This window comes from Xanthomonas sp. NCPPB 2922, from assembly GCF_041520885.1.
In the GTDB taxonomy this organism is placed as follows: Bacteria; Pseudomonadota; Gammaproteobacteria; order Xanthomonadales; family Xanthomonadaceae; genus Xanthomonas; species Xanthomonas campestris.
The window spans coordinates 14,150-35,283 of record NZ_JBGOFY010000012.1 but is presented as its reverse complement, the minus strand read 5'-3'; the positions used below and the strand labels follow the sequence as shown (position 1 = coordinate 35,283).

Genomic DNA, 21,134 nt, shown 5'->3' with positions numbered 1-21,134 from the left:
TTGCATGGAAACCCTGCGTTATCGCTTCGATGGCCGCAATGGCGCACGCACCGGGCTCGATCACGCCCTGGTCGGCGTGGTCGCCTCCGGCAATCTGGAAGTGCTGGTCGAGCGCGTGTCGCTGGGCGGCGCGATGGAAATCGAAATCGTCACCGCTGCACGCGGCTTCGGTGAGATTTGGCAAGCGGTGCTGGACGATTTCGCCGCGCGTCACCCGCTGCAAGACGTGCGCATCAGCATCAACGATGTTGGCGCTACGCCGGCGGTGGTGAGCCTACGTCTGGAGCAGGCCATCGACGTGCTGCAAGGAGCCGACGTATGAGCCGCCGCGATCCAGCACACACCCCTGACCTCGTAGGAGCGCGCTTGCGCGCGATGGGCGTTACCGGTCATGCCTCGATCGCGCACAAGTGCGTTCCTACGCAAGCAGTCCCCAGCCAACGCATCAGCACCGTAGGAGCACGCTCGCGCGCGATGGGCATTACCAGTAACAACGCCTCAATCGCGCCCACCTGCGCTGCTACACACGCCATCCGGAGCCGCGCATGAGCACCACCATTCCCATGGCCGAGCGCAGCTACTACGAAGCCGACGCGCGCGAGCGCATCGACGGACTGCTGGACGCCGGCAGCTTCACTGAATTCGTCGGCCCACGTCGCCGCCTGATCAGCCCGCACCTGGCGCAACTCGATACCCCCGGCGCATTCGACGACGGCATCGTGGTCGGCGAAGGACGCCTGCGCGGACGCCACGTGCTCATCGCCGCCCAGCAAGGTGCCTTCATGGGCGGTGGCGTTGGCGAAGTGCACGGCGCCAAACTCACCGGCTTGCTGGAACGCGCGGCGGCCACCATGCCCGATGCGGTGGTGCTGTTGCTCGACACCGGCGGAGTGCGCCTGCACGAAGCCAATGCCGGCCTGATCGCCATCTCCGAAATCATGCGCGCCACCCTGGGTGCCCGCGCGGCCGGCGTGCCGGTGCTGGCGCTGATCGGCAGCGGCAATGGCGCCTTCGGCGGCATGGGCATCGTGGCGCGCTGCTGCAGCGCCGTGATCATGTCCGAAGAAGGGCGGCTGTCGTTGTCCGGCCCGGATGTGATCGAAACCGTGCGTGGCGTGGAAGAATTCGACGCACGCGATCGTGCGTTGGTATGGCGCGTCACCGGCGGCAAGCACCGCTATTTGATTGGCGATGCACAGACGCTGGTGCCCGACCGCATTGCCGCGTTTGCAGACGCCGCGGCCACAACGCTGGACACACTGGCCGAACCGCAGGGCGATGCCGCGTTGCAGGCACTGGAGCGCGAACACCACGCGCTGGCTGCGCGCATCACCGCGTATGGCGATTGCCGCGACGGGGTGGAGATCTGGCGCCGCCAGGGCATTGCCGACCCGGAGCGCTTGCCGCTGCTGGACACCGACGCCTTTCTCGCGGCCACTGCCGACCGGAGCACGCCATGACCCTGAGCGCGTTATTCGACCAGCTGTTTCCGCTGGGCCACGCCATCGCCTGCAACGACGATGTGCTGACCGGCAGCGCCACCACCGCAGCCGGCGAGGTCACCGTAATCGGCACCGCCAACAAGCTGGAGGTCGGTGTGGACCATGCGCTCGCCCTGGCCGCCACGGTGTTGGCCAGCACGCGCACGCATCCGCAGCGGCCGATTGTGATGCTGGCCGACACCGCCGGGCAACGGCTGGCACGGCGTGACGAATTGCTCGGCATCAATGGCTATTTCGCGCACCTGGCCAAGTCGCTCGATTTGGCACGCGCACGCGGCGCACGCTTGGTGACGCTGGTGTATGGCGAATCGGTGAGCGGCGGGTTTCTGTCGTTCGGCTTGATGGCCGACCACATCCATGCCTTGCCGGATGCGCAGATCCGCGTGATGGATCTGCGTGCGATGGCGCGCGTGACCAAGCAGACCGTGGACACGTTGCAGGCCTTGAGCAAGAGCTCGCCGGTGTTTGCGCCCGGCGTCGAAAACTACGTGCGTATGGGCGCAGTGGAATCTCTGTGGGACGGCGACCCGGCGCAAGCCTTGCTCGACGCCCTGGCAACGCCCGGCACCGGTGATCAGCGGCGGACGCTCGGTGCCGAGCGCGGTGGCCGCACGCTGGCCCGCGATGTCAGCGCCGCCGTGGCAGCGGGCGAGGCCTGAGCATGGCCGGCCGCCACGCCCTGGTGTGGTTACGGGCAGATGGGCCGTGGCAGGCGCTCACGCCTGGCGTACAGCCGCGGCTGCAGGCCTGGTTTGCGGCGGGGTTTCCGGCAGTGGTTGCACGCCGCGATGGCGCTGAACAGCCCGGCCAAGTGCGGCTGGGCGTGCCCTTGCCACCTGCTGAGGGCAAACAACGCATTGCGTTGTGCGCGCAAGTGAGCGACATCGCCCGCAGCGTGCCTGCGCTGGCCTTGCCCGAGGTCATCTCGCATGCGCCACCGCAGTGGCAGGCCGCGCTGCAAGCGCTGCAGGCGCAGGCCACAGCCATCGGCATGCAGCCGCGCGTCTTCGGCAGCTTTGCGTTTCAGGCAGTGACCGGGCTGCCGTATGTGCATGCCGCCTCGGACGTGGATCTGCTGTGGACACTGGACACACCTACGCAGGCGCACGCGGTGGTCACGCTGCTGCAGCAGTGGGAACACGTCACGGCACGACGTGCCGATGGCGAACTGCTGCTGCCCGACGGCGCCGCGGTGAACTGGCGCGAATATGCCGGCGGTGCGCAGCAGGTGCTGGTGAAGCGCAACGACGGATGCCGGTTGCTGCCGCGCACCGCGCTGTTTCCAGAGCGATGCGCGGCATGAATATGCGTGCAGCACATCACCCTGCATCGCGGGGCATCACCGCAGCTCCCGTAGGAGCGCGCCTGAGCGCGACGGGCATTCCCGGTAACGCGCCCGAAACAGCGTGCGCTATCGATATGGAGGACACTCGTCTCTCCTCGGTCACTACCGGCCTAGCATCAGAGCCTGACACTTCAAGCAGCAGCACGCTGCCGAATCGCGTTACGCAGGCACTCCATGCCGATGCGGCGCCTCGGCAAGTTCCAGTGTCTACAGGCGAAAGACCGCGCGACGTTCCACACGCAAGCGCTATCACTGACACTGCGAACACCCGAACGAGCGTGACAATTACAGGCGCTGCATCGCCCCTGGCCCACCGCCTCGGCCGCCTTGCAGTGGGCGCGCTGCACGCCGAGCTGGCCTGCGCGCCCAAGCCGGGTCTGGTCACGCCGTTCGATGCAGGCAGTCATAGCGATATGGATGCGTCCACCTTCCTGCGCAGCCTGTTTGCGTTGCGTGGCTATTTTGTCGCCATCGCGCAGGCCGGAAGTACGCAGGCGCCATTCGAACACCTGCGCCAGCTCGGCATTGCTGCCGAAGCCGCGATGGCGCGTGCCACCGGCGGCATCAACACCCACCGTGGCGCCATCTTCAGCCTCGGCCTGCTCACTGCACAGGCAGCGCGCCTGCGTGCGGTGCACAGGTGCAACCCCAGCGGCGAGCAGGTGTGTTGCGCGGTGCAGGCGTGGAGCGTCGCGCTGCAGGCTGCACAGCTGGATTCCCAAAGTCACGGCCAACGCATGCGTGCGCAGTACCGCGTGGCCGGCGTGCGCGAGCAGGCCGCAGCCGGTTACCCGCTGCTACGCAATGTGGCCTTGCCGGCGCTGCGTGCCGCGCTGGCTGGCGGCGCATCGCGTGAGGCGGCCTTGGCGCAGACGTTGATGCAGCTCATCGCCGAGGTGGACGATCTCAATCTGCTGCATCGTGGTGGCCAGGCCGGCTTGGCACATGCGCAACAGCAGGCGCGCGCGTTCCTGGCAGCCGGCGGCATTGCACAGGCGGGCTGGCGTGCGCAGCTGGCGCACATTGCTGACGGGTTCGTCGCCCGCCGGCTCAGCCCGGGCGGCAGCGCCGACCTGTTGGCTTGTGCGTGGTTTCTGCATGCGCAGGAGGCGCTGTAAGCATGCGCGCACCACTGCGGGCAGCACAGCTTTCAGGCCTGCCGGCTGCATGCGCGGCAGGTCTGCAGGGCAAACAGCACCACCTGCGCGGCAATGGCCAGCGCGCACGCCGCCACAACGACACGCGCGGCACGCGTCAGGCGCACGCATCGCGAGGCTGCGCATGAGCTTCGCCATCCTGTGCCCGGGGCAGGGCGGTCAACACGCCGGCATGTTCGCGCGCATCGCGCAGCTGCCTGCGGCCTCCGAGGTGATCGCCACGGCTGCCAGTGTGCTTGGCGCCGATCCCATCGCACTCGCTGCCGATCCACATCGCTTCGACAACGCCATTGCGCAACCGCTGGTCTGCGCCGGCACGTTGGCGCATTGGCAGGCATTGCGTGCGCAGTTGCCCACCCCGACGCTGGTGCTCGGCTACAGCGTGGGCGAGCTTGCCGCGCACGCGGTGGCCGGCAGCATCGATATCCCTACCTGCCTGCACCTCGCCGCCACCCGCGCACATGTGATGGATGCCGCCAGCCCGGCAGACGCCGGCCTGATGGCCGTGGTCGGCCTGTCGATCCCCGCCGTGGACGCGCTCTGCCAGAGCCATGGCGCGGCCGTGGCGATCATCAACGGCGACGACCATGCCGTACTCGGTGGGCCGCGCAGTGCGCTGGCTGCACTGGGCAACGACGCCTCCGCGCGCGGGGCGCGCGTCACCCACTTGCCGGTCAGCGTGCCCGCGCATACGCACTGGCTGCAGCCGGCAGCCGATGCATTCGCCGCGGTGCTGCACGACAGCGCCGTGCGTGCGCCAATGCACCGCGTGCTGGCCGGGATCGATGCGCGTGCCGTCACCACGCCACAGGCGGTGGTGAGCAGCCTGTCTGCGCAGATCGCGCGCACCGTGCGCTGGCATGACGTGCTGGTGCAGGCCGCCGAACGTGGCGCGCGGGTGTTTCTCGAACTTGGCCCGGGCAGCGCGCTGGCACGCATGGCGCGTGAGCTGCTGCCCGTGTGCGAAGCGCGCTCGGTGGAAGATTTCCACAGCCTGGACGGTGCCGCCGAGTGGGTGAGCGCCGCCTGCGAGCGTGTGGGGTGAGGTGCGGTTGACCGTGGTGCACAGGTAGTAACCCTGGGGTGGCGGGCGGCCATCCGTGCTGTACGCGTATCAGGTGTCTGGGAGGGCGCATGACCCCGCAAATTGCAACGATTCTTGGCTTGGTGATCATGTTCATCGTGGCCACCGCATTGCCCATCAACATGGGTGCGGTGGCGTTCGCGCTGGCTTTCATCATTGGTGGCGTGTGGGTGGGGCTGGACGGCAAGGAGGTCCTGGCCGGCTTCCCGGGCGATCTGTTCCTCACCCTGGTCGGCATCACCTATCTGTTCGCCATCGCGCAGAAGAACGGCACCATCGATCTGCTGGTGCACTGGGCGGTCCGCGCAGTGCGTGGGCGCATCGTGGCCATTCCGTGGGTGATGTTCCTCATCACCGGCCTGCTCACCGCGTTTGGTGCGTTGGGGCCGGCCGCGGTGGCCATCATCGGCCCGGTGGCACTGCGCTTTGCCAAGCAGTACCGCATCAATCCCTTGATGATGGGCCTGCTGGTGATCCACGGCGCGCAGGGCGGCGGGTTTTCGCCCATCAGCGTGTATGGCGGCATCACCAACAAGGTGGTGGAAAAGGCCGGACTCGATGTCACCGAGATGGCCGTATTCCTCACCAGCCTGGGCTTCAACCTGATGATGGCGATCATCTGCTTCTGCGCCTTTGGTGGCCTGCAGTTGATGCGCCGCAACGAGCTGTCGCTGGCCGATGCGCAATACGTGCCGGTGGCCGACGACCAGGCCTCCAAGCGGCCGTTCGCCATCGAAGGCCACGGCGCGTTGGTGGCGGCCGGCGGCGGCACCTTGTCGACCAACCCGCTTGCGCTGGAAGCGGTGGCCATCACCCGCGACCGCGTGATCACCCTGGTCGGCCTGCTCGGGCTGGGCGTGGCTGCGCTGGTCTACAACCTCAACGTCGGCCTGGTGTCGATTACCGTTGCGGTGGCGTTGGCGCTGATTTCGCCCAGCGCGCAAAAGGGTGCGGTGGACGGCATCAGCTGGTCCACGGTGTTGTTGATCAGCGGCGTGGTGACCTATGTGGCGGTGCTGGAAAAGGCTGGTGCGGTGGACTACATCGGCACCGGCGTCTCGCACATCGGCATGCCGCTGCTGGGCGCGTTGCTGGTCTGCTACGTGGGCGGCATCGTGTCGGCGTTTGCCTCGTCGGCGGCGGTGCTCGGTGCCACCATTCCGCTGGCAGTGCCGTTCCTGATGCAAGGGCATCTGGGTGCGGCCGGGGTGATCTGCGCACTGGCGGTGTCGTCCACCATCGTCGATGTCAGTCCGTTTTCCACCAATGGCGCGCTGGTGGTAGCCTCGGCCGCCAAGGAAGAGCGCGACGCGCTGTTCCGCCGTTTCCTGGTCTATAGCGGCCTGGTGGTGGTGCTCGGCCCGCTGGTGGCGTGGCTGCTGTTCGTGGTGCCGGGTTGGCTGTGAACCGTCATGCCGTCGGCAGGGCAGGGGGGCGCGCCCGTAGAATGGGCGCCCTCTTCCTTGCCACGACGATGTTCCCGCCATGACCCTCGCCCCCGATTCGCGCACGACCAAGAAGCGCGTACCGCTCTACGAGGAAGTGGCCGAGCGCCTGCGCCAGAAGATCTACGACTACGTGCTGCCACCGGGCGAATGGATCGACGAACCCGCCCTGGCCGAGGAACTGGGCATCAGCCGCACCCCGCTGCGCGAGAGCCTCAAGCTGCTGGCGGCCGAAGGCCTGGTGCAGCTGGACGCCGGCCGTGGCAGCCGGGTCACGCGCTTGTCGCTGGAAGACCTCAACCAGCTGTTCCCGGTGATGGCGATGCTGGAAGGCCGCTGCGCGCACGATGCGGTCAAGCGCATCGATGCGGCCGGTGTGCGGCGGCTGGAGGAACTGCATGCGGCGATGGAAGCGGCCTCTGCTGCTGGCGATCTGGCCGAGTACTACCGCAACAATTACCTGATCCACGAAACCGTGCAGCATTACGCCGGCAATCCGTGGTTGATCCGCGTCACCCACGATCTGCACCGCATTCTCAAGATGCACCGCGGCAGGCAGTTGCTCACGCCCGGGCGCATGGCGCAGTCGTTGGCCGAGCATCGGGAGTTGATGGAGTGCGTGCGGCGCGGCGATGCAGACGGTGCCGAGCGGACCATGCACACGCATCTGTTGAGTCAGGGGCAGGCGTTGGCGGCGTATGTGGCGGCAGGGGGAATGTTGAATGTGCCTGCGCCGTTGCCGCGGTCGGGTGGGGTTTAGGGGGGGTTTCTTTCTGCTGTTTTGAGGCGTTGTTCGCTGGATGGGTGAGGGTGCAGCGGCATGTGGCTGTTTCGCTGTATCGATTTTTTGGGCGGTGTTGCAGCGCGGTCCGAGTGCGGTGCGGGGCGCTGCAATTGGGAAGTGCGAAGTTCGAAGTGCGGAGCACGGCAAGTCCAAGGCAAGGCAAGTGCACGGCACGGCAAGTGCACGGCACGGCAAGTGCAGGGCACGGCAAGTGCAGGGCACGGCAAGTGCAGGGCACGGCAAGTGCACGGCACGGCAAGTGCAGGGCTTTCGCGCCTGCGGCGCGAGTTCCTTTTGTCTTGGCAAAAGGAACCAAAACCGCTGTCGCCCGACGCAATCCGGTGCGGTGAAGCCGCACCGGTGCCCTGCGCTCCTCGCCACGCGCGGCACGGCGCCCAAACTCGCTACGCTCAGACAAGGGCGCCTCTTCGGCCACGCGTGACTGCGGTGCTCGGCTTGCTTTAAGGCGACTTGGAGGGAGCCAAGGCAAACGGCAGAGCAAGGCCAACAACAGAGCAAAAGCCAACGGCAGAGCAAAGGTCAACGACAGAGCAAAGGCCGACGCTCAAAATATGGGCAGAGGCAGAGGCAGAGGCAGAGGCAGAGGCAGAGGCAGGGCTAGAGGCGATCCGCACGAACACGTAAACCACTCCCTTCTCCCCTCGGGAGAAGGTGCCCGAAGGGCGGATGAGGGTACGGGTGCTGCACTACGCTTGGCGAACCCTAGCAGTCAGCGCAGTGGTCGTCAGGTGCATGTGGATAGGTGCGTCATACGTTTGCTCCGCTCGGGGAAGTGTCCCGAAGGTGGATGAGGATGCGGCGTTGCATTAGCCCGAGCAACGCGAGTAATCCGCCCAGATGTTCAATCAGGTGCGTGTTGGGCGGTTGCGTCAATACGTCCGGCTCTCCCCCGAGAAGGCGCCTAACGAACAGACGAGGCTGCGGCTGCAGCGCTAACGCTCGGGCAACGCAAGCAATCCCCCAACCTGTTCAACCAGTGCATGTTGGACAGATGCGTCCAGCACGTTTGGCTTTCCTCGAACAACGATCCAAAGGACATGCCAGGCGACATTTGAAACGCTAACGCCCAGGCAACGCAAGCAATCCCTCAACCTCTTCAATCAGGTGTGTGTTTGGCAGTTGCATGAAGACGTCCGGATGGGCGTAACCCCAGGCAACCGCAGCAAATGGGAGGCCGAGCACCTGTGCGGCTTCCCAGTCGGCGACTTGGTCGCCGACGTAGATGGCTTGTGCGGGGGTGTGGCCGGTGGCGCGCAGCACGCGGCGCAGGGCGCGGTGTTTGCCGAGCAGGTGGGCGCCGCCTTCGAAGACGGCGAACAGGGCGCTTAGCTCCGCGCCGAGGGCGCGTTGCACGTTTTCCACCGAGTTGGACGACACCAGGGCCAGCCGTGTGCCGCTGGCGTGGAGCGCGCGCAGTGCCGCGTCCACGCCAGGGAACAGTGCGGGCGGTGGTGCGGCGCGCATCAGGCGGATGAAGTCGGCGGCCACCAGCGGCACACGCCAGCTGCGTAGGCCTGAGTGTTTGAGTAATTCGCGGGTGGTCAGCCGGCGTGCGGCATCCACTTCATGCGCTTCGGCGGCGCGGAAGCCGTGGCGGGCGGCCAGGGTGCGCTGGGTGCTCAGGAAGAACCCGAACGAATCGGCCAGGGTGCCGTCGAAATCGAAAATGATCAGTGCGGGCATCGCGACGCAGGGGTATGGGGCGGCTCAGCGTACGCGCCGGCACACGTTCGCCGCACGCACACACGTCCCCACGTGTGCGCGCAGGCGACGGCGTCAGGCGTTGGCGAAGTGCGACACGATCGGCGCGTCGCCGTTGGCGTGTTCTTCGATCACCTTGCGCTGCATGGTGGACAAGTACGCGTCCAGTTCTTCGGTGGAGGCGAACACATCGCTCAACGGCACGGCCTTGACCATGTCGAAGACCTTGCGGATCTGCGGCTGCGGGTGCGCCACCAGCACCTTGCCGTGCCGCGTGGCCAGGGCCTTGCGTGCCTTGAAGATGCTGCGGATGCCGGCGCTGGAGATGTACTCCAGGTCGGCCAGGTCCAGCACCAGGGTGGTGATGGGGGTGGCCAGCAGCGGCGAAAGCGCTTCGTCCAGGTCGTGGAAGGTGTGGGTGTCCAGGCGCCCGCTGAGGGTGACGCGTTGGCGGGTGTCTTGCGGCGGGTCGATCTGAATGGCGAGCGTGGTCATGGCAATGCCTCGGGGACGGGGGCGTACGGCTGTAACAGGGTGATGCGCACCACGTTGTATGCGCCATCGCGGTGGTAGTGGATGTGATCGGCGAACTGATGCACCAGATACAGGCCCAGACCGCCGATGGGGCGGGCCTCCAGGTCGGCCTCCAATTCCGGCGTGCCGGCCTGGGAGGGGTCGAATGCGCTGCCGGGGTCGCGCAATTCCAGCACCAGCGCCTGCGCGTCGAGCTGCAGATACAGCTGCAGCGGCTGCTCGGCGCACTGGCCGTGGGTGAGCGCGTTGCAACCGAGCTCCTCCACAATCAGCCGCACCTGGCCGATGCGCTCGGCGTGCAGGCCTTCACGGGCCAGCGAGTCTTCCAGCACGTCGTTGGCGCCGGCCAGCTGCGCCAGCGACGGGGCGATGGCCAGATCGAGCTTCATTTAGGTCCCGGCCTCCCCGGGATCTTCCCGGCCAGCGGTGTCGACCGTGCCAGCATGCTCCTGGCGCAGCCGGATCGCCAGCAGGGTGATGTCGTCGTATTGGTCGGCCTGGCCGGTGAAGCGGGCAATGTCCGCGATCAGCGCCTTGCATTGCGCCGCCGCGCTGCGCCGCGGGTGCATGGCCGCCAGTAGCCGCGGCAGCCCGTAACTGGCGCCGTGTTCGTCCATCGCCTCGATCACGCCGTCGGTGTAGCCCAGCAAGGTCTGCCCGGCCGTCATGCGCCCCTGCAGCACCGGGTAATGGTCCTGCACTTCGATGCCGAGCGGCGCGCCGGTTTCCAGCGGCAGCGGCCGCGCCTGGCCATCCAGGTCGATCAACAGCGGCGGCTCGTGCCCGGCACTGGCCAGCCAGTAGTCGCCGCTCACCACGTTGATCAACCCGCAGAGCACGGTGGCGAACATGCAGGTCTCGTTGTTCTCGGCCAGCCGCGTGGAGGCGGCGATCAAGATCCCGTCCGGGCGCGTGTGGCGGCGCGCGGCAATCTCCAGCACGCTCACCGCGCGCGCCATGAACAAGGCCGCCGGCACGCCCTTGTCGGAGACATCGCCCACCACGAACCACAGCAACCCTGGTTCGGTCTCCACGAAGTGGTAGAAGTCCCCGCCCACCATCTTGGCCGGCTCCAGCCATGCGCAGGTTTCCAGGTGCGAACTGGCACGGTCGAAGGTGCGCCCGGAGGGCAGCATCGCCTGCTGGATTTCGCGCGCAATCTGCAGCTCGCTCTGCATGCGTTCGCGCGCGGCGGTCATCTCGCCAATCTCGGCGATATGGTCGCGGATCGCCCCGCGTGCGCTATCGAACGCACGCGCCATCACGCCCACTTCGTCGTCGCGTTCGATATGCCGCAGCGGGTACTCGAATTCGCCGCTACGGAAATGCTCGGCGGTATCGGTCAGTTCCTCGATCGGCCGCGTCAACTTGCGGGTGATGCGCTGCATCAGCCACCACCACACCAACGCACCCACCAAGGCCGCCAGGGCCACCCAGGCCGCCAGCCAGTTCAGGCCGGACAACACATAGCCTTCGGAGGCCGAGAGCACAAACGTCCACCCGCTATGCCCCACCGCTGCGCTATGGGTGAGGAAGCGCTCGCCATCGGGTGCGGTATGCGAAAACGAAATCGGCTGGCCGGCGGCCACGGCCTTGAGCAACGGCGCCAGATCCGGCCGCGAACGGGCCACGTACGATGCCAGCGTGCGGCGCAGGTTGAGCGCCGGGTCCGGGCTGAACACCAGCATGCCTTCCGGCGACAACAGCATCGGCTGGATGCCGATATCGCGCGGTAGCTGGTCGATGATCTCGCGCAGATGCCGCAGCGGCAGATCCACACTCACCATGCCCACCGGCGCGGCATCGGGCGCATCGCCGGGCCGGCGCAACGGCAGGTTGTAGCTGGTGTACAACTCGCCGCCACCGGCGCTGTTGACGGACGGCTCGGACCACCAAGCACGCCCCTCGCGCTGGGTGCGCAGGTACCACGGCATGCGCAGGTAGTCGTAGCCCAGTTCCTGCGCGGAATGCTCGACCATGCGCGTGCCATCGCGGCGCACGTACCAGACAAATCCGGTGTCGTTGGCCTTCTGCGTGCCGGGCGCAATGATCAGGCGCGCCGCACCGGTATCCGGGTCGCCGCTGAGCGTGGCCAGCAATAATGCCCGCAGATTGAACGGCTGCAGCCCCACCGCGCTGCTGCTCGCCGCCAGCGTGCGCCCGCTCACCTGCACCGAATCCAGCATCGCCGCCAGGCTGCGCGCGGTCTGCTCGGTCAGCCCGTCCACCTCGTTGCGTGCGGCATCCACCAGTTCCGCGCGGGCGCCCACATAAAACAGCGTGCCCAATGCCGCCAGCAACACCACCAGCACGCCGGTGGCCGCCAGCAGCACACGCATGCGCAGGCTGCGCTGCCAGCGCACGCGCGGGGTGATGACCGCAGCCCGATCAACAGGTGGAATGGGGCCGGTGGTGATGGCGTGCGCTCCCTGGCAGATGCCCAGGATCATCGCAGCTTTGCGGCCGCCCACAATGGCCGCACGTCGGGCGCATGCTTAGCTGCGGTAAATTGACCTCGCGGGCTCAAGCGGACTAGATTGGCCCCCCTACCGCCATGGAGGCCGGCCTTGCGCCAGATTCTTACCCCGAGCCTGCTGGCCCTTTTGCTTTCGGCCTGTAGCGCCCCGGAGACCAGCATGACCCAGACCCAATCCCCCGCCACCGAGGCCGCCGCAGAAGCTGACGTCGAAGCGGGCGGCCGCGGCCTTGCCAAGTTGAATCCCAACCCGCGCAAGGCCGTCGAAGTCACGCTTACCCTGAAAAATGCCCCAGGCGCCTTTGGCCTTGTCCAGGGTGCGGCGCAATACGACGTCAGCAACGAAGACGCGTGCGGAAAGATCCAGCCGGAAACCGGGACCGCCGGGCGCATCACCACCCAGGAAGATTTCGCGCTGAAGAAGGTGTCCGACACCGAGTACCGCGGCACGGTGTACCTGGACCTGATGCAGGACGAAGACTATTACGGCCGTGGCGTCTGCCATTGGGAATTCAGTGGCGCCAGCGTGATGCTCAAGGCGACCGGTGCGGAAGAAGAGACGCGGTTCCTTTCGTTTATCGAAGCCAAGACGGTGACGGCGCAGCAGGCGTCAACGGAGTATTACTGGAGCGAGCGTTATCCGCGTTCTGAGATGAGTAACTTTCCGGACATGGGCAAGCCTAACGCTGAAGAATTCAAGCCGGAAATTCGCGACAGGCTCTTTACTATCACGTTGGCCGCCAAGGAAGTTGCGCCATGACCATCCCGTCTCCGCAATATGCCGGCCTTTCCGATGACGTCTACAAGGACCGTGCAGTAGGTCGGCGTGCACCTGGGCAAGAAGAGATCGTCACGATCGAAGGACAGCGCTACGCTGTTCTCGAGCATGTCAATAACAAGGCGAATGGCTACCAGGGCACGATCTATCGCCGCGAAGGCAGCGGCGAGATAGTGGTGGCGCATCGCGGCACCGAGGGCGCGGTCAATGACATCCTCACTGATGCAACCATGGTTACCTCGCGGACCAATCCGCAGGCAGCCGATGCGTTGGCGTTGACCAAGCATGCCTTGAGTTATGCAAAGGAAATCGGGAAAGAAGAAGGGCGCGCACCTGAAGTGACCGTCACCGGTCATTCGCTCGGCGGCGCGCTCGCACAGATCTCCGCGCACCACTACGGGCTCAAGGGAGAGACCTTTAATGCGTACGGCGCTGCCAGCCTCAACTATCGCATTCCAGAAGGTGGCCACAGCGTCGTGAATCATGTGATGGCGGCAGACCCCGTGAGCGCCGCCTCACCACACTTCGGCGAAGTTCATGTTTATGCAAAGCCGAGCGAAATTACGTTGCTAGCTGGTACTGGCTATAGCAACAGTAGGGCCAGCTTTCTGATCCCGGATGACCCGCTCGCCGCCGCTGTCGTATCTGTCGGGTCGCATAAGCTTGGAAATTTTCTTGGCGAAGGTTCTGCGCTGAAGGATCCCAATGCGCGTCCGCTTGCAGAACAAAACAAGCGCATGATTGATGATTATCGCAGTGACTTGAATACTATTCGAGCAACTACGGGAGTGCTTACGGGAGGCCCGGAAGGACTTGCTAAGGATGCAATCAATGCCGTCCGCGGCCCGCTAGCCCCAGGCGAGCCCGCCAAGCGCGATCACAGCAACGACCATTCGTCGTTGCGGATCGATCAGCCCGGCCACACTGGCAACCCGTTGTTCCAGGATGCCCAGCGCGGCGTGCATGCGCAGGACCTGCGTGCCGGCCGTGCGCCGGATCACCAAAGCGCGCAGCTCTCCGGCGTGCTCGCCTCGGAGATGCATGCCGCTGGCGGCCAGCGCATTGATTCGGTGGCGATGAGCCCGGATGCGGCGCGCACGTTTGCCGTGCAGGGCCGTGCCGATGATCCGGCGCAGCTGCGCGTCAGCGTCGACACCATGACCGCAATGAACACCCCGCTGGAGCAGAGCAGCCAGCGCGTGGCAGAAAACTCCGCGCGGCAGGCCGTGGCGCTGGAACAGCAGCAGACGCAGACCCAGCAACAGCAGCAGGGCGCGCGCGCCATGGGCTGAGTGCGCTACGCGGTTGCAGTTGGTGCGGCGCGTCCTGCTCCGCAACGCGCAGCCTTCAGCACTTCGACACAACGCCGGCTTGCCGGCGTTTTTGTTGTCTGTTTGCGCACGGATGCACCGGTTTTGTGCTGCACACGCACAACAGAACCGCCCGCAACCAATGCGCAGGTGCGCCAGTGCGGTGTTTTCTCGCGCTGAGATATTCCGCAATCACAGTTCGCCTATAGCGACCTCGACCGCGCTGGATCGCCATGCTTGAATCGCCAGCGGTTCGTCGTAGCACCTGGCTAGCTGGAATGGCAGCACGTGCGCGCGACGACATGCACATCGGGGGGGTCCGGAACAGCGCCACCTGGCGCGTCATCCATCGATCAAGGGAGCGTTTCATGAGGATGTTTTCTACGCGTCACACCCGTCTGCTGCTGATCCTGGTGCTGTGCATCGTCAGTGCCGGTGCGGGCGCGCAAGGGCTGGCCAAGGGCGCCGATGTCAGCTGGATCAATCAGCAGGCCGCCGCCAACCCGCCGCAGGTGTTTCAGGATGCATCGGGCAAGACCACCGACTTCATCAAGCTGTTCAAGGACGTGGGCGGCAACGCCATCCGCCTGCGCGTGTGGGTGAACCCGCAAGGCGGCTGGAACGATGGCCGCGACACCCTCGACAAGGCCAAGCGCGCCGCCGCGCAGGGCATGCGCATCATGATCGACTTCCACTACAGCGACAGTTGGGCCGACCCGGGCAAGCAGACCAAACCGGCCGCCTGGGCCAGTCACTCAGTGGCCCAGCTCAACACCGACGTCTACAACCACACCCAGGGCATCCTCAAATATCTCAAGGACAACGGCATCACCGTCACCTGGGTGCAGGTGGGCAACGAGATCAACAGCGGCATGCTGTGGGATCAGGGCAAGACGCCCAACTTTGCCAACCTCGGCCAGTTCATCAACAGCGGCTACAACGCCACCAAGGCGGTGTATCCCAACGCCAAGGTCATCGTGCATCTGGCCAACGGCTACGACAACGCCAACTTTCGCTGGTTCTTCGACAACCTGCGCTCGGCCGGCGGCAAGTGGGACGTCATCGGCATGTCGCATTACCCGCCGGTCGGCAGCTGGCAGGATTACAACACCCGCCTGGACACCAACCTGCGCGACATGATCTCCCGCTACGGCAGCGACGTGATCGTGGCCGAAGTCGGCATGGACTGGCAGCAGGCCGCCACCACCCGCGCCATGCTCGGCAACCTGATCACCCGCAGCAACGCCATCGGCTCACGCATGCTCGGCATCTTCTATTGGGAACCCAACGCCTACCCAGGCTGGCAGGGCTACACGATGGGCGCCGTCGACAGCAACGGCCGGCTCACCGAAGCACTGCAGGCGTTTTGATCGGCCTCGTTTGCTTGCCCACTCGCCGCCCCTCTCCCCTCGGGGCAAGAAGGCACGGCTTGCGCGCCACTGGCGCGCGTGCCTTGGAGCGCCCGCGCCGCAAGCGCGGGCCGGGGCGCGCAGCGGGGGGTTGGGGTGAGGGTACGGGGCGAAGCCCTCGTGTAATTACAACTGCACGAGGCTTCGCCCGTACCCTCATCCGCCCCTGCGGGGCACCTTCTCCCGATGGGAGAAGGGGGGGGCATGCGGCGACTCCGCCGCCAGCGGCCCTTATCCTTTGGTCGTACACCAGTAGCGGCCGCATGCGTGGCATCCGCCACCAACGCATTCACCGCACAACACCATCCCATTCCATACGCACCCGTAGCGAGGAATGGCAACAGGTGCGTGCGGTACACTTGGGGGTTCACGAATTCACGATGTCGACACACCCGCGGGGTGTGTCCCCCCGGGAGCGCTAATGAACTGGTTGAACGAAGTGCTGCACAACGATCCGAACCCGCTAGAGACGCAGGAGTGGCTCGAATCGATCAAGGCCGTCATCGACGTCGAAGGCCCGGAGCGCGCCCATCAGCTGCTGGAAGGCATGGTCGAACAGACCCGCCGCGCCGGCGCTTACCTGCCGTTCTCGCCCACCACCGAGTACGTCAACACCATCGCACCGGCCAACGAGGCCAAGAACCCCGGCGACTCCGCGCTGGAGTGGAAGATCCGCTCGATCATCCGCTGGAACGCCATGGCCACCGTCGTGCGGGCCAACCGCAAGCCGGGCGACCTGGGCGGCCACATCGCCTCGTTCGCCTCCAGCGCCACGCTGTACGACGTGGGCTTCAACCACTTCTGGCGCGCGCCCAGCGACCAGCACCCGGGCGATCTGCTGTTCATCCAGGGCCATAGCGCCCCGGGTATCTACGCCCGCGCCTTCCTGGAAGGCCGCATCAGCGAAGCCCAGCTGGACAACTTCCGCATGGAAGTGGACGGCCAGGGCATCTCGTCCTACCCGCACCCGTGGCTGATGCCCGAGTTCTGGCAGACCCCCACCGTGTCGATGGGCCTGGGCCCGCTGGCCGCCATCTACCAGGCGCAGTTCATGCGCTACCTGGAAAACCGCGGCCTGATCGAGAAGTCCGACCGCAAGGTGTGGTGCTTCATCGGCGACGGCGAGTCCGACGAGCCGGAAACCCTCGGCGCCATTGCGCTGGCCGGTCGCGAAGGCCTGGACAACCTGATCTTCGTGGTCAACTGCAACCTGCAGCGCCTGGACGGCCCGGTGCGCGGCAACGGCAAGATCATCCAGGAGCTGGAAGGCGTGTTCCGTGGCGGCGGCTGGAACGTCATCAAGCTGCTCTGGGGCGGCTACTGGGACGCGCTGCTGGCCAAGGACACCGACGGGGTGCTGCGCAAGCTGATGATGGAAACCGTCGACGGCGAATACCAGAACTGCAAGGCCTTCGGCGGCGCCTACACGCGCGCCAACTTCTTCGGCAAGTACCCGGAGACCGCGGCCATGGTCGCCGGCCTGTCCGACGACGACATCTGGCGCCTCAACCGTGGCGGCCACGACCCGCACAAGGTGTACGCCGCCTACAACCAGGCCGTGAACACCAAGGGCATGCCCACCGTGATCCTGGCCAAGACCGTCAAGGGCTACGGCATGGGCTCGGCCGGTGAGGCGCTCAACCCCACCCACCAGACCAAGAAGCTGGACGACGCGGCGGTCAAGCACTTCCGCGACCGCTTCAACATTCCGGTCACCGACGCGCAGCTGGAAGACGGCAAGGTGCCGTTCTACCACCCCGGCGACGACTCCCCGGAAGTGCAGTACCTCAAAGAGCGCCGCAACGTGCTGGGCGGCTTCCTGCCCTCGCGCCGTCCCAAGGCCAGCAAATCATTTGTCGCGCCCACGCTCGACAAGTTCGAGCGCCTGCTCAAGGACAGTGGCGAGCGCAGCTATTCCACCACCATGTCGTTCGTGCAGAGCCTCAACATCGCCCTGCGCGACAAGGAACTGGGCCCGCGCATCGTGCCGATCGTGGCCGATGAAGCGCGCACCTTCGGTATGGAAGGCATGTTCCGCCAGATCGGCATCTATGCCCCGTTCGGCCAGAAGTACAAGCCGGTCGATGCCGACCAGCTGATGTACTACCGCGAAGACCAGACCGGCCAGGTGCTGCAGCAGGGCATCAGCGAGCCGGGCGCCATCGCCTCGTGGATGGCCGCCGGCACCAGCTACTCGGTCTCCGACGTGCCGATGCTGCCGTTCTACATCTACTACTCCATGTTCGGCTTCCAGCGCGTGGGCGACATCGCCTGGCAGGCAGCGGACATGCGCACGCGTGGCTTCCTGCTCGGCGGCACCGCCGGCCGCACCACCTTGAACGGCGAAGGCCTGCAGCACGAAGACGGCTTCAGCCAGGTCATCGCCGGCTCCATCCCCAACGTGCGGAGCTACGACCCGACCTTCGGCTTCGAAGTCACCGTCATCATGCAGCACGGCATGAAGGCGATGATGGAAGACCAGATCGACGAGTACTACTACATCACCCTGATGAACGAAAACTACGCACACCCCGGCATGCCGGACGGTGCGCAGGAAGGCATCATCAAGGGCATGTACCTGCTCAAGGACGCCGGCAAGCCCAAGAAGGGCGAGCTGCGCGTGCAGCTGCTGGGCAGCGGCACCATCCTGCGCGAGGCCATTGCCGCAGCCGAGCTGCTGGACAAGGACTTCGGCGTCACCGCCGACATCTGGTCCTGCCCCAGCTTCAACGAACTGCGCCGCGACGGCTTCGACGCCGAACGTTGGAACCGCCTGCACCCGGAAGCCGAACAGCGCAAGCCCTACGTCACCCAGCTGCTGGAAGGCCGCCAGGGCCCGGCCATCGCCGCAACGGACTACGTGCGCGCCTTCGCCGACCAGATCCGCGCCTTCGTCCCGATGACCTACACCGTGCTCGGCACGGATGGGTTCGGTCGTTCGGATACGCGTGCCAACCTGCGCCGCTTCTTCGAAGTGGACCGTTACTACATCGCACACGCGGCGATTGCCGCGCTGGCGAAGGACGGCAAGATGACAGGCAAGGATGTGGCCCGGGCGATCAAGCAGTACAAGATTGATCCTGAGAAGGCGAATCCTGTTGGGGTTTGAGTTTCATACAAAGGTTAGAAAAAGAAAGGGCGGCCAATGGCCGCCCTTTCTTTTGTGTTTAATCTCAATTGCCTAGCTGGCTAGCAAGTGTAGTGCGGTGGCAGCCAATGGAAGAAGTATCGGTAGAGACCAAAACAACACGAGTATCAGGCGGCTTCCTTATGACGTATCGTGAGGTCGCCTAGGTTACACAAGATCGTCATAACGGATAACAGTGCAGTCGACGGCATTTTCTCCAAAGTTTCGATCAATTAGCTGCCGATTATGGCGGCCATGTGATTAGAGTAAGGCGGGCGGGTAGTCTGACTGCCTCTCACGCTTAGGCTGGAGCCTGTTTGTTGTTCGTTCGCAGAAGTGGTTCTATTAGCGTAGGGGCTGGGTGCTTTTTTTGGGAGGCACACCGCTTGGGGTAAGGAGGCTTTGCGGCTAACAGGCGCCCATGCAGTTGCATGGACAGGGAATTTTGCAGGCATAGCACGGACGGGAGGCGGCAATGTGGTCGGATATTGAAACCAGGCGCGACTATTTGAACTATCTGGAACTGGCAGAGGTCGTTTCAGAGATACTTCTTAATCCCTCAATGCGCCCGGTGTCGGTGGGCGTGTTTGGCACTTGGGGCACAGGTAAGTCGAGCCTTCTCAACCTGATCGAGGTCAAGCTGCGCGAAAGCGCCAAGGATGAGGTCATAGTCATCCGTTTTGATGCTTGGCTGTACCAAGGCTACGACGATGCGCGCGCCGCGCTGATGGATGTCATCGCGCGCACCTTGTATGAAGCCGCAAAGGAGGATGCTGGCCTACTTGGAACGGCCACGCGGATGCTCGACCGAGTAGATAAGGTGCGAGCCTTGGGCGTCGGGGTGGAGTTGGCGGCCGCCGCTTTCGGGATTCCGCTGTTCGGTGTTGCATCGCGGGCGATGGGTGCGTTAGGCGATGCCGTGGCAGGTAAGGCCGACGAGGAGGATGGCAAGGCGCTGGTGGAGAGTGGAAAGCAGGTTGCAAAGGTGGTTCGGCCCGCCAAGGAGCAGAGTCCGCCCGAGCAGATCGATGCTTTTCGCGAGGAGTTTGCCCTGGTGTTGGAGGGGCTCAAGAAGCCCATGGTCGTATTTGTGGACAACCTGGATCGTTGTCTTCCCGCGCAAACCATCCACACACTCGAAGCGCTACGCCTGTTCCTTTTCATGAAGCAGTCGGCTTTTGTGGTGGCGGCTGACGAGGACATGGTCCGAAATTCGGTTAGTCAGCACTTCAACGGTGCCGGCGCTCGGCATGTTACCGACTACCTGGATAAGCTGATCCAGATCCCGGTGCGCGTGCCACGTCTTGGGATCACTGAGATCCGCGCTTATTTATTCATGCTATTCGCGGATGCCGGCAATGTCTCTGAGGCCAACCGGAGCGCCCTTCAGGCAGGGCTTGAAGACAATCTTCGAAAGAGCTGGGAGACAGACCCTTTGACTGTTGAGGAAGTGTTGGCCTATTGCGAGAACCCTAGCGACGAGCTGAGAAGTAGCTTTGAGACCGCTGACCGATTGGCGCCTCTGCTGGTTAACTCTAAGCATGTGCTCGGTAATCCGCGCTTGATTAAGCGGTTGCTCAATACGGTGCGATTGCGTGTAGCGATTGCCGCTCGCAGGAAGATGCCTGTCAATGAGGCGATGGTCGCAAAATTCGCGTTGTTTGAGCGCTGCGCCGATGAGCAAGCCATTAATCAGCTCTACTCGCTGATCACCAGTGCGCCAAAGGGGACCGTACCACTGATGGCCGAGCTTGAAGCGCTGTCGAAGGATCGCGAGAAGTTCGTGACCAAGGCGCCTAAGGAGTGGGAGAAGAGCGTAGCCTTCATCTTCGACTGGTTTGGTCTTGAACCCAAGCTAGGAAAACTGGATCTGCGCTCGCTTGTGTATCTGAGCCGTGAAACGGCCGTCTTGCGCACCAGTTCTTCCGGGTTGTCAGCTGTCGCAGTGAGCGCCTTGGCAGGCTTGCGTGAGGCTAAGACATTGTCCTCTCCGATGGGATTGGGTGCCGTGCGAACGCTACCGCCGGGTGAGCGTAGCGATGTCATGCGCGAGCTGATCGGTCAGATGCGTGGCCACGCCGATTGGAAGAAGAAGCCCGATGGCTTCGTAGGCGCAAAGCTGCTTGCCGATGCAGACTCCAGCGCCGCAGGGCAACTGGCCGTGTTCATCCGCAGTCTGCCATCGCCTTTGCCTGGCTGGCTGACCGTCAGTGTGAAAGACGCAGATTGGTTTAAGGAGGAGGCATAAATGGGGACTTCTACGTCTAGTAAAGGCGCCAATAACCGCAGTCCTTTGGTGCCGCCTTGGGCCGATGTCGATGGAAAGGGGCCAGGTCCCAAACCTGAGCCCAATCGTTTTCAGGGTTTTCGCACCTCTCTCGGTCGCTTTGTCGCGACTGGTGACGGGGAGTCCCTGCGGAAGGGATTGCGAGCCTATGCACAGACGTCAACCGGTGGATCG

General features: G+C 64.8%; 17 protein-coding genes. 13 read left to right on the top strand and 4 right to left on the bottom strand.

Features of this window, described 5'->3' with window-relative positions; all coding sequences use genetic code 11:
* Positions 1-4 precede the first annotated feature (4 nt).
* The 8 genes from mdcC to ACD584_RS13935 all read left to right on the top strand — a co-directional run bounded on the left by mdcC (position 5) and on the right by ACD584_RS13935 (position 7,293).
* Positions 5-322 (top strand): malonate decarboxylase acyl carrier protein, encoded by a 318-nt coding sequence (mdcC, locus tag ACD584_RS13970; protein ID WP_076037294.1) that lies wholly within the window; start codon positions 5-7, stop codon positions 320-322.
* 241 nt (positions 323-563) lie between these two features.
* Positions 564-1,460 (top strand): biotin-independent malonate decarboxylase subunit beta, encoded by an 897-nt coding sequence (locus ACD584_RS13965; protein ID WP_176994153.1) that lies wholly within the window; start codon positions 564-566, stop codon positions 1,458-1,460.
* The gene (gene mdcE / locus ACD584_RS13960; protein ID WP_116923783.1) at positions 1,457-2,161 is read left to right on the top strand and encodes a biotin-independent malonate decarboxylase subunit gamma; all 705 of its coding nucleotides are present in this window, start codon (positions 1,457-1,459) and stop codon (positions 2,159-2,161) included. Before ACD584_RS13965 ends, mdcE begins: the two co-directional genes overlap by 4 nt.
* Before the next feature lie 2 nt (positions 2,162-2,163).
* Positions 2,164-2,805 (top strand): malonate decarboxylase holo-[acyl-carrier-protein] synthase, encoded by a 642-nt coding sequence (mdcG, locus tag ACD584_RS13955; RefSeq protein WP_116923782.1) that lies wholly within the window; start codon positions 2,164-2,166, stop codon positions 2,803-2,805.
* A 290-nt stretch (positions 2,806-3,095) separates the two neighbouring features.
* Entirely contained in the window at positions 3,096-3,965 is an 870-nt protein-coding gene (gene mdcB, locus ACD584_RS13950; protein ID WP_181921314.1) for a triphosphoribosyl-dephospho-CoA synthase MdcB, read from the top strand.
* Between the two features lie 163 nt (positions 3,966-4,128).
* Positions 4,129-5,049: a malonate decarboxylase subunit epsilon gene (gene mdcH, locus ACD584_RS13945; protein WP_116923780.1), complete on the top strand. Its 921-nt coding sequence runs from the start codon at positions 4,129-4,131 to the stop codon at positions 5,047-5,049.
* Between the two features lie 89 nt (positions 5,050-5,138).
* Positions 5,139-6,494, top strand: coding sequence for an SLC13 family permease (locus tag ACD584_RS13940; protein WP_014509127.1), 1,356 nt, complete (start codon positions 5,139-5,141; stop codon positions 6,492-6,494).
* A 79-nt stretch (positions 6,495-6,573) separates the two neighbouring features.
* Complete coding sequence (locus tag ACD584_RS13935) at positions 6,574-7,293, top strand: GntR family transcriptional regulator (RefSeq protein ID WP_116923779.1); 720 nt, start codon at positions 6,574-6,576, stop codon at positions 7,291-7,293.
* 1,104 nt (positions 7,294-8,397) lie between these two features.
* Here ACD584_RS13935 and ACD584_RS13930 read toward each other — a convergent pair.
* The 4 genes from ACD584_RS13930 to ACD584_RS13915 all read right to left on the bottom strand — a co-directional run bounded on the left by ACD584_RS13930 (position 8,398) and on the right by ACD584_RS13915 (position 11,912).
* Positions 8,398-9,021, bottom strand: a complete 624-nt coding sequence (locus ACD584_RS13930) for an HAD family hydrolase (RefSeq protein WP_115007165.1) — start codon at positions 9,019-9,021, stop codon at positions 8,398-8,400.
* Between the two features lie 93 nt (positions 9,022-9,114).
* On the bottom strand, positions 9,115-9,534 hold the full coding sequence (locus ACD584_RS13925; protein WP_011038703.1) for an STAS domain-containing protein: 420 nt from the start codon (positions 9,532-9,534) through the stop codon (positions 9,115-9,117).
* Positions 9,531-9,962 carry an ATP-binding protein gene (locus tag ACD584_RS13920; RefSeq protein ID WP_076037293.1) on the bottom strand — a complete coding sequence of 144 codons (432 nt, stop codon included), beginning with the start codon at positions 9,960-9,962 and terminating at the stop codon, positions 9,531-9,533. Before ACD584_RS13920 ends, ACD584_RS13925 begins: the two co-directional genes overlap by 4 nt.
* On the bottom strand, positions 9,963-11,912 hold the full coding sequence (locus ACD584_RS13915) for a SpoIIE family protein phosphatase (RefSeq protein ID WP_228438043.1): 1,950 nt from the start codon (positions 11,910-11,912) through the stop codon (positions 9,963-9,965).
* Positions 11,913-12,209: 297 nt separating this feature from the next.
* Here ACD584_RS13915 and ACD584_RS13910 point away from each other — a divergent pair, with 297 nt between their 5' ends.
* The 5 genes from ACD584_RS13910 (at position 12,210) to ACD584_RS13890 (ending at position 20,921) form a co-directional block, all read left to right on the top strand.
* A complete protein-coding gene (locus tag ACD584_RS13910) occupies positions 12,210-12,809 on the top strand; it encodes a hypothetical protein (protein WP_175611704.1) in 600 nt (199 codons plus the stop codon).
* Complete coding sequence (locus ACD584_RS13905) at positions 12,806-14,119, top strand: XVIPCD domain-containing protein (RefSeq protein WP_076037290.1); 1,314 nt, start codon at positions 12,806-12,808, stop codon at positions 14,117-14,119. Before ACD584_RS13910 ends, ACD584_RS13905 begins: the two co-directional genes overlap by 4 nt.
* Before the next feature lie 386 nt (positions 14,120-14,505).
* Positions 14,506-15,507 (top strand): arabinogalactan endo-1,4-beta-galactosidase, encoded by a 1,002-nt coding sequence (locus ACD584_RS13900; RefSeq protein ID WP_076037289.1) that lies wholly within the window; start codon positions 14,506-14,508, stop codon positions 15,505-15,507.
* Between the two features lie 460 nt (positions 15,508-15,967).
* Entirely contained in the window at positions 15,968-18,655 is a 2,688-nt protein-coding gene (aceE, locus tag ACD584_RS13895) for a pyruvate dehydrogenase (acetyl-transferring), homodimeric type (protein ID WP_076037287.1), read from the top strand.
* 493 nt (positions 18,656-19,148) lie between these two features.
* Positions 19,149-20,921, top strand: coding sequence for a P-loop NTPase fold protein (locus tag ACD584_RS13890; protein WP_076037286.1), 1,773 nt, complete (start codon positions 19,149-19,151; stop codon positions 20,919-20,921).
* Positions 20,922-21,134: the final 213 nt, after the last annotated feature.

What these genes read in the sequence shown, in the direction of transcription:
- aceE (WP_076037287.1), top strand. Translation starts at nt 15,968, where the DNA reads ATGAACTGGTTGAACGAAGTGCTGCACAACGATCCGAACCCGCTAGAG.
- ACD584_RS13930 (WP_115007165.1), bottom strand. Translation starts at nt 9,021, where the DNA reads ATGCCCGCACTGATCATTTTCGATTTCGACGGCACCCTGGCCGATTCG.
- ACD584_RS13965 (WP_176994153.1), top strand. Translation starts at nt 564, where the DNA reads ATGGCCGAGCGCAGCTACTACGAAGCCGACGCGCGCGAGCGCATCGAC.
- ACD584_RS13905 (WP_076037290.1), top strand. Translation starts at nt 12,806, where the DNA reads ATGACCATCCCGTCTCCGCAATATGCCGGCCTTTCCGATGACGTCTAC.
- mdcG (WP_116923782.1), top strand. Translation starts at nt 2,164, where the DNA reads ATGGCCGGCCGCCACGCCCTGGTGTGGTTACGGGCAGATGGGCCGTGG.
- ACD584_RS13935 (WP_116923779.1), top strand. Translation starts at nt 6,574, where the DNA reads ATGACCCTCGCCCCCGATTCGCGCACGACCAAGAAGCGCGTACCGCTC.
- ACD584_RS13925 (WP_011038703.1), bottom strand. Translation starts at nt 9,534, where the DNA reads ATGACCACGCTCGCCATTCAGATCGACCCGCCGCAAGACACCCGCCAA.
- ACD584_RS13900 (WP_076037289.1), top strand. Translation starts at nt 14,506, where the DNA reads ATGAGGATGTTTTCTACGCGTCACACCCGTCTGCTGCTGATCCTGGTG.
- mdcE (WP_116923783.1), top strand. Translation starts at nt 1,457, where the DNA reads ATGACCCTGAGCGCGTTATTCGACCAGCTGTTTCCGCTGGGCCACGCC.
- ACD584_RS13940 (WP_014509127.1), top strand. Translation starts at nt 5,139, where the DNA reads ATGACCCCGCAAATTGCAACGATTCTTGGCTTGGTGATCATGTTCATC.
- ACD584_RS13915 (WP_228438043.1), bottom strand. Translation starts at nt 11,912, where the DNA reads ATGCGTGTGCTGCTGGCGGCCACCGGCGTGCTGGTGGTGTTGCTGGCG.
- ACD584_RS13910 (WP_175611704.1), top strand. Translation starts at nt 12,210, where the DNA reads ATGACCCAGACCCAATCCCCCGCCACCGAGGCCGCCGCAGAAGCTGAC.
- mdcH (WP_116923780.1), top strand. Translation starts at nt 4,129, where the DNA reads ATGAGCTTCGCCATCCTGTGCCCGGGGCAGGGCGGTCAACACGCCGGC.
- ACD584_RS13920 (WP_076037293.1), bottom strand. Translation starts at nt 9,962, where the DNA reads ATGAAGCTCGATCTGGCCATCGCCCCGTCGCTGGCGCAGCTGGCCGGC.
- ACD584_RS13890 (WP_076037286.1), top strand. Translation starts at nt 19,149, where the DNA reads ATGTGGTCGGATATTGAAACCAGGCGCGACTATTTGAACTATCTGGAA.
- mdcC (WP_076037294.1), top strand. Translation starts at nt 5, where the DNA reads ATGGAAACCCTGCGTTATCGCTTCGATGGCCGCAATGGCGCACGCACC.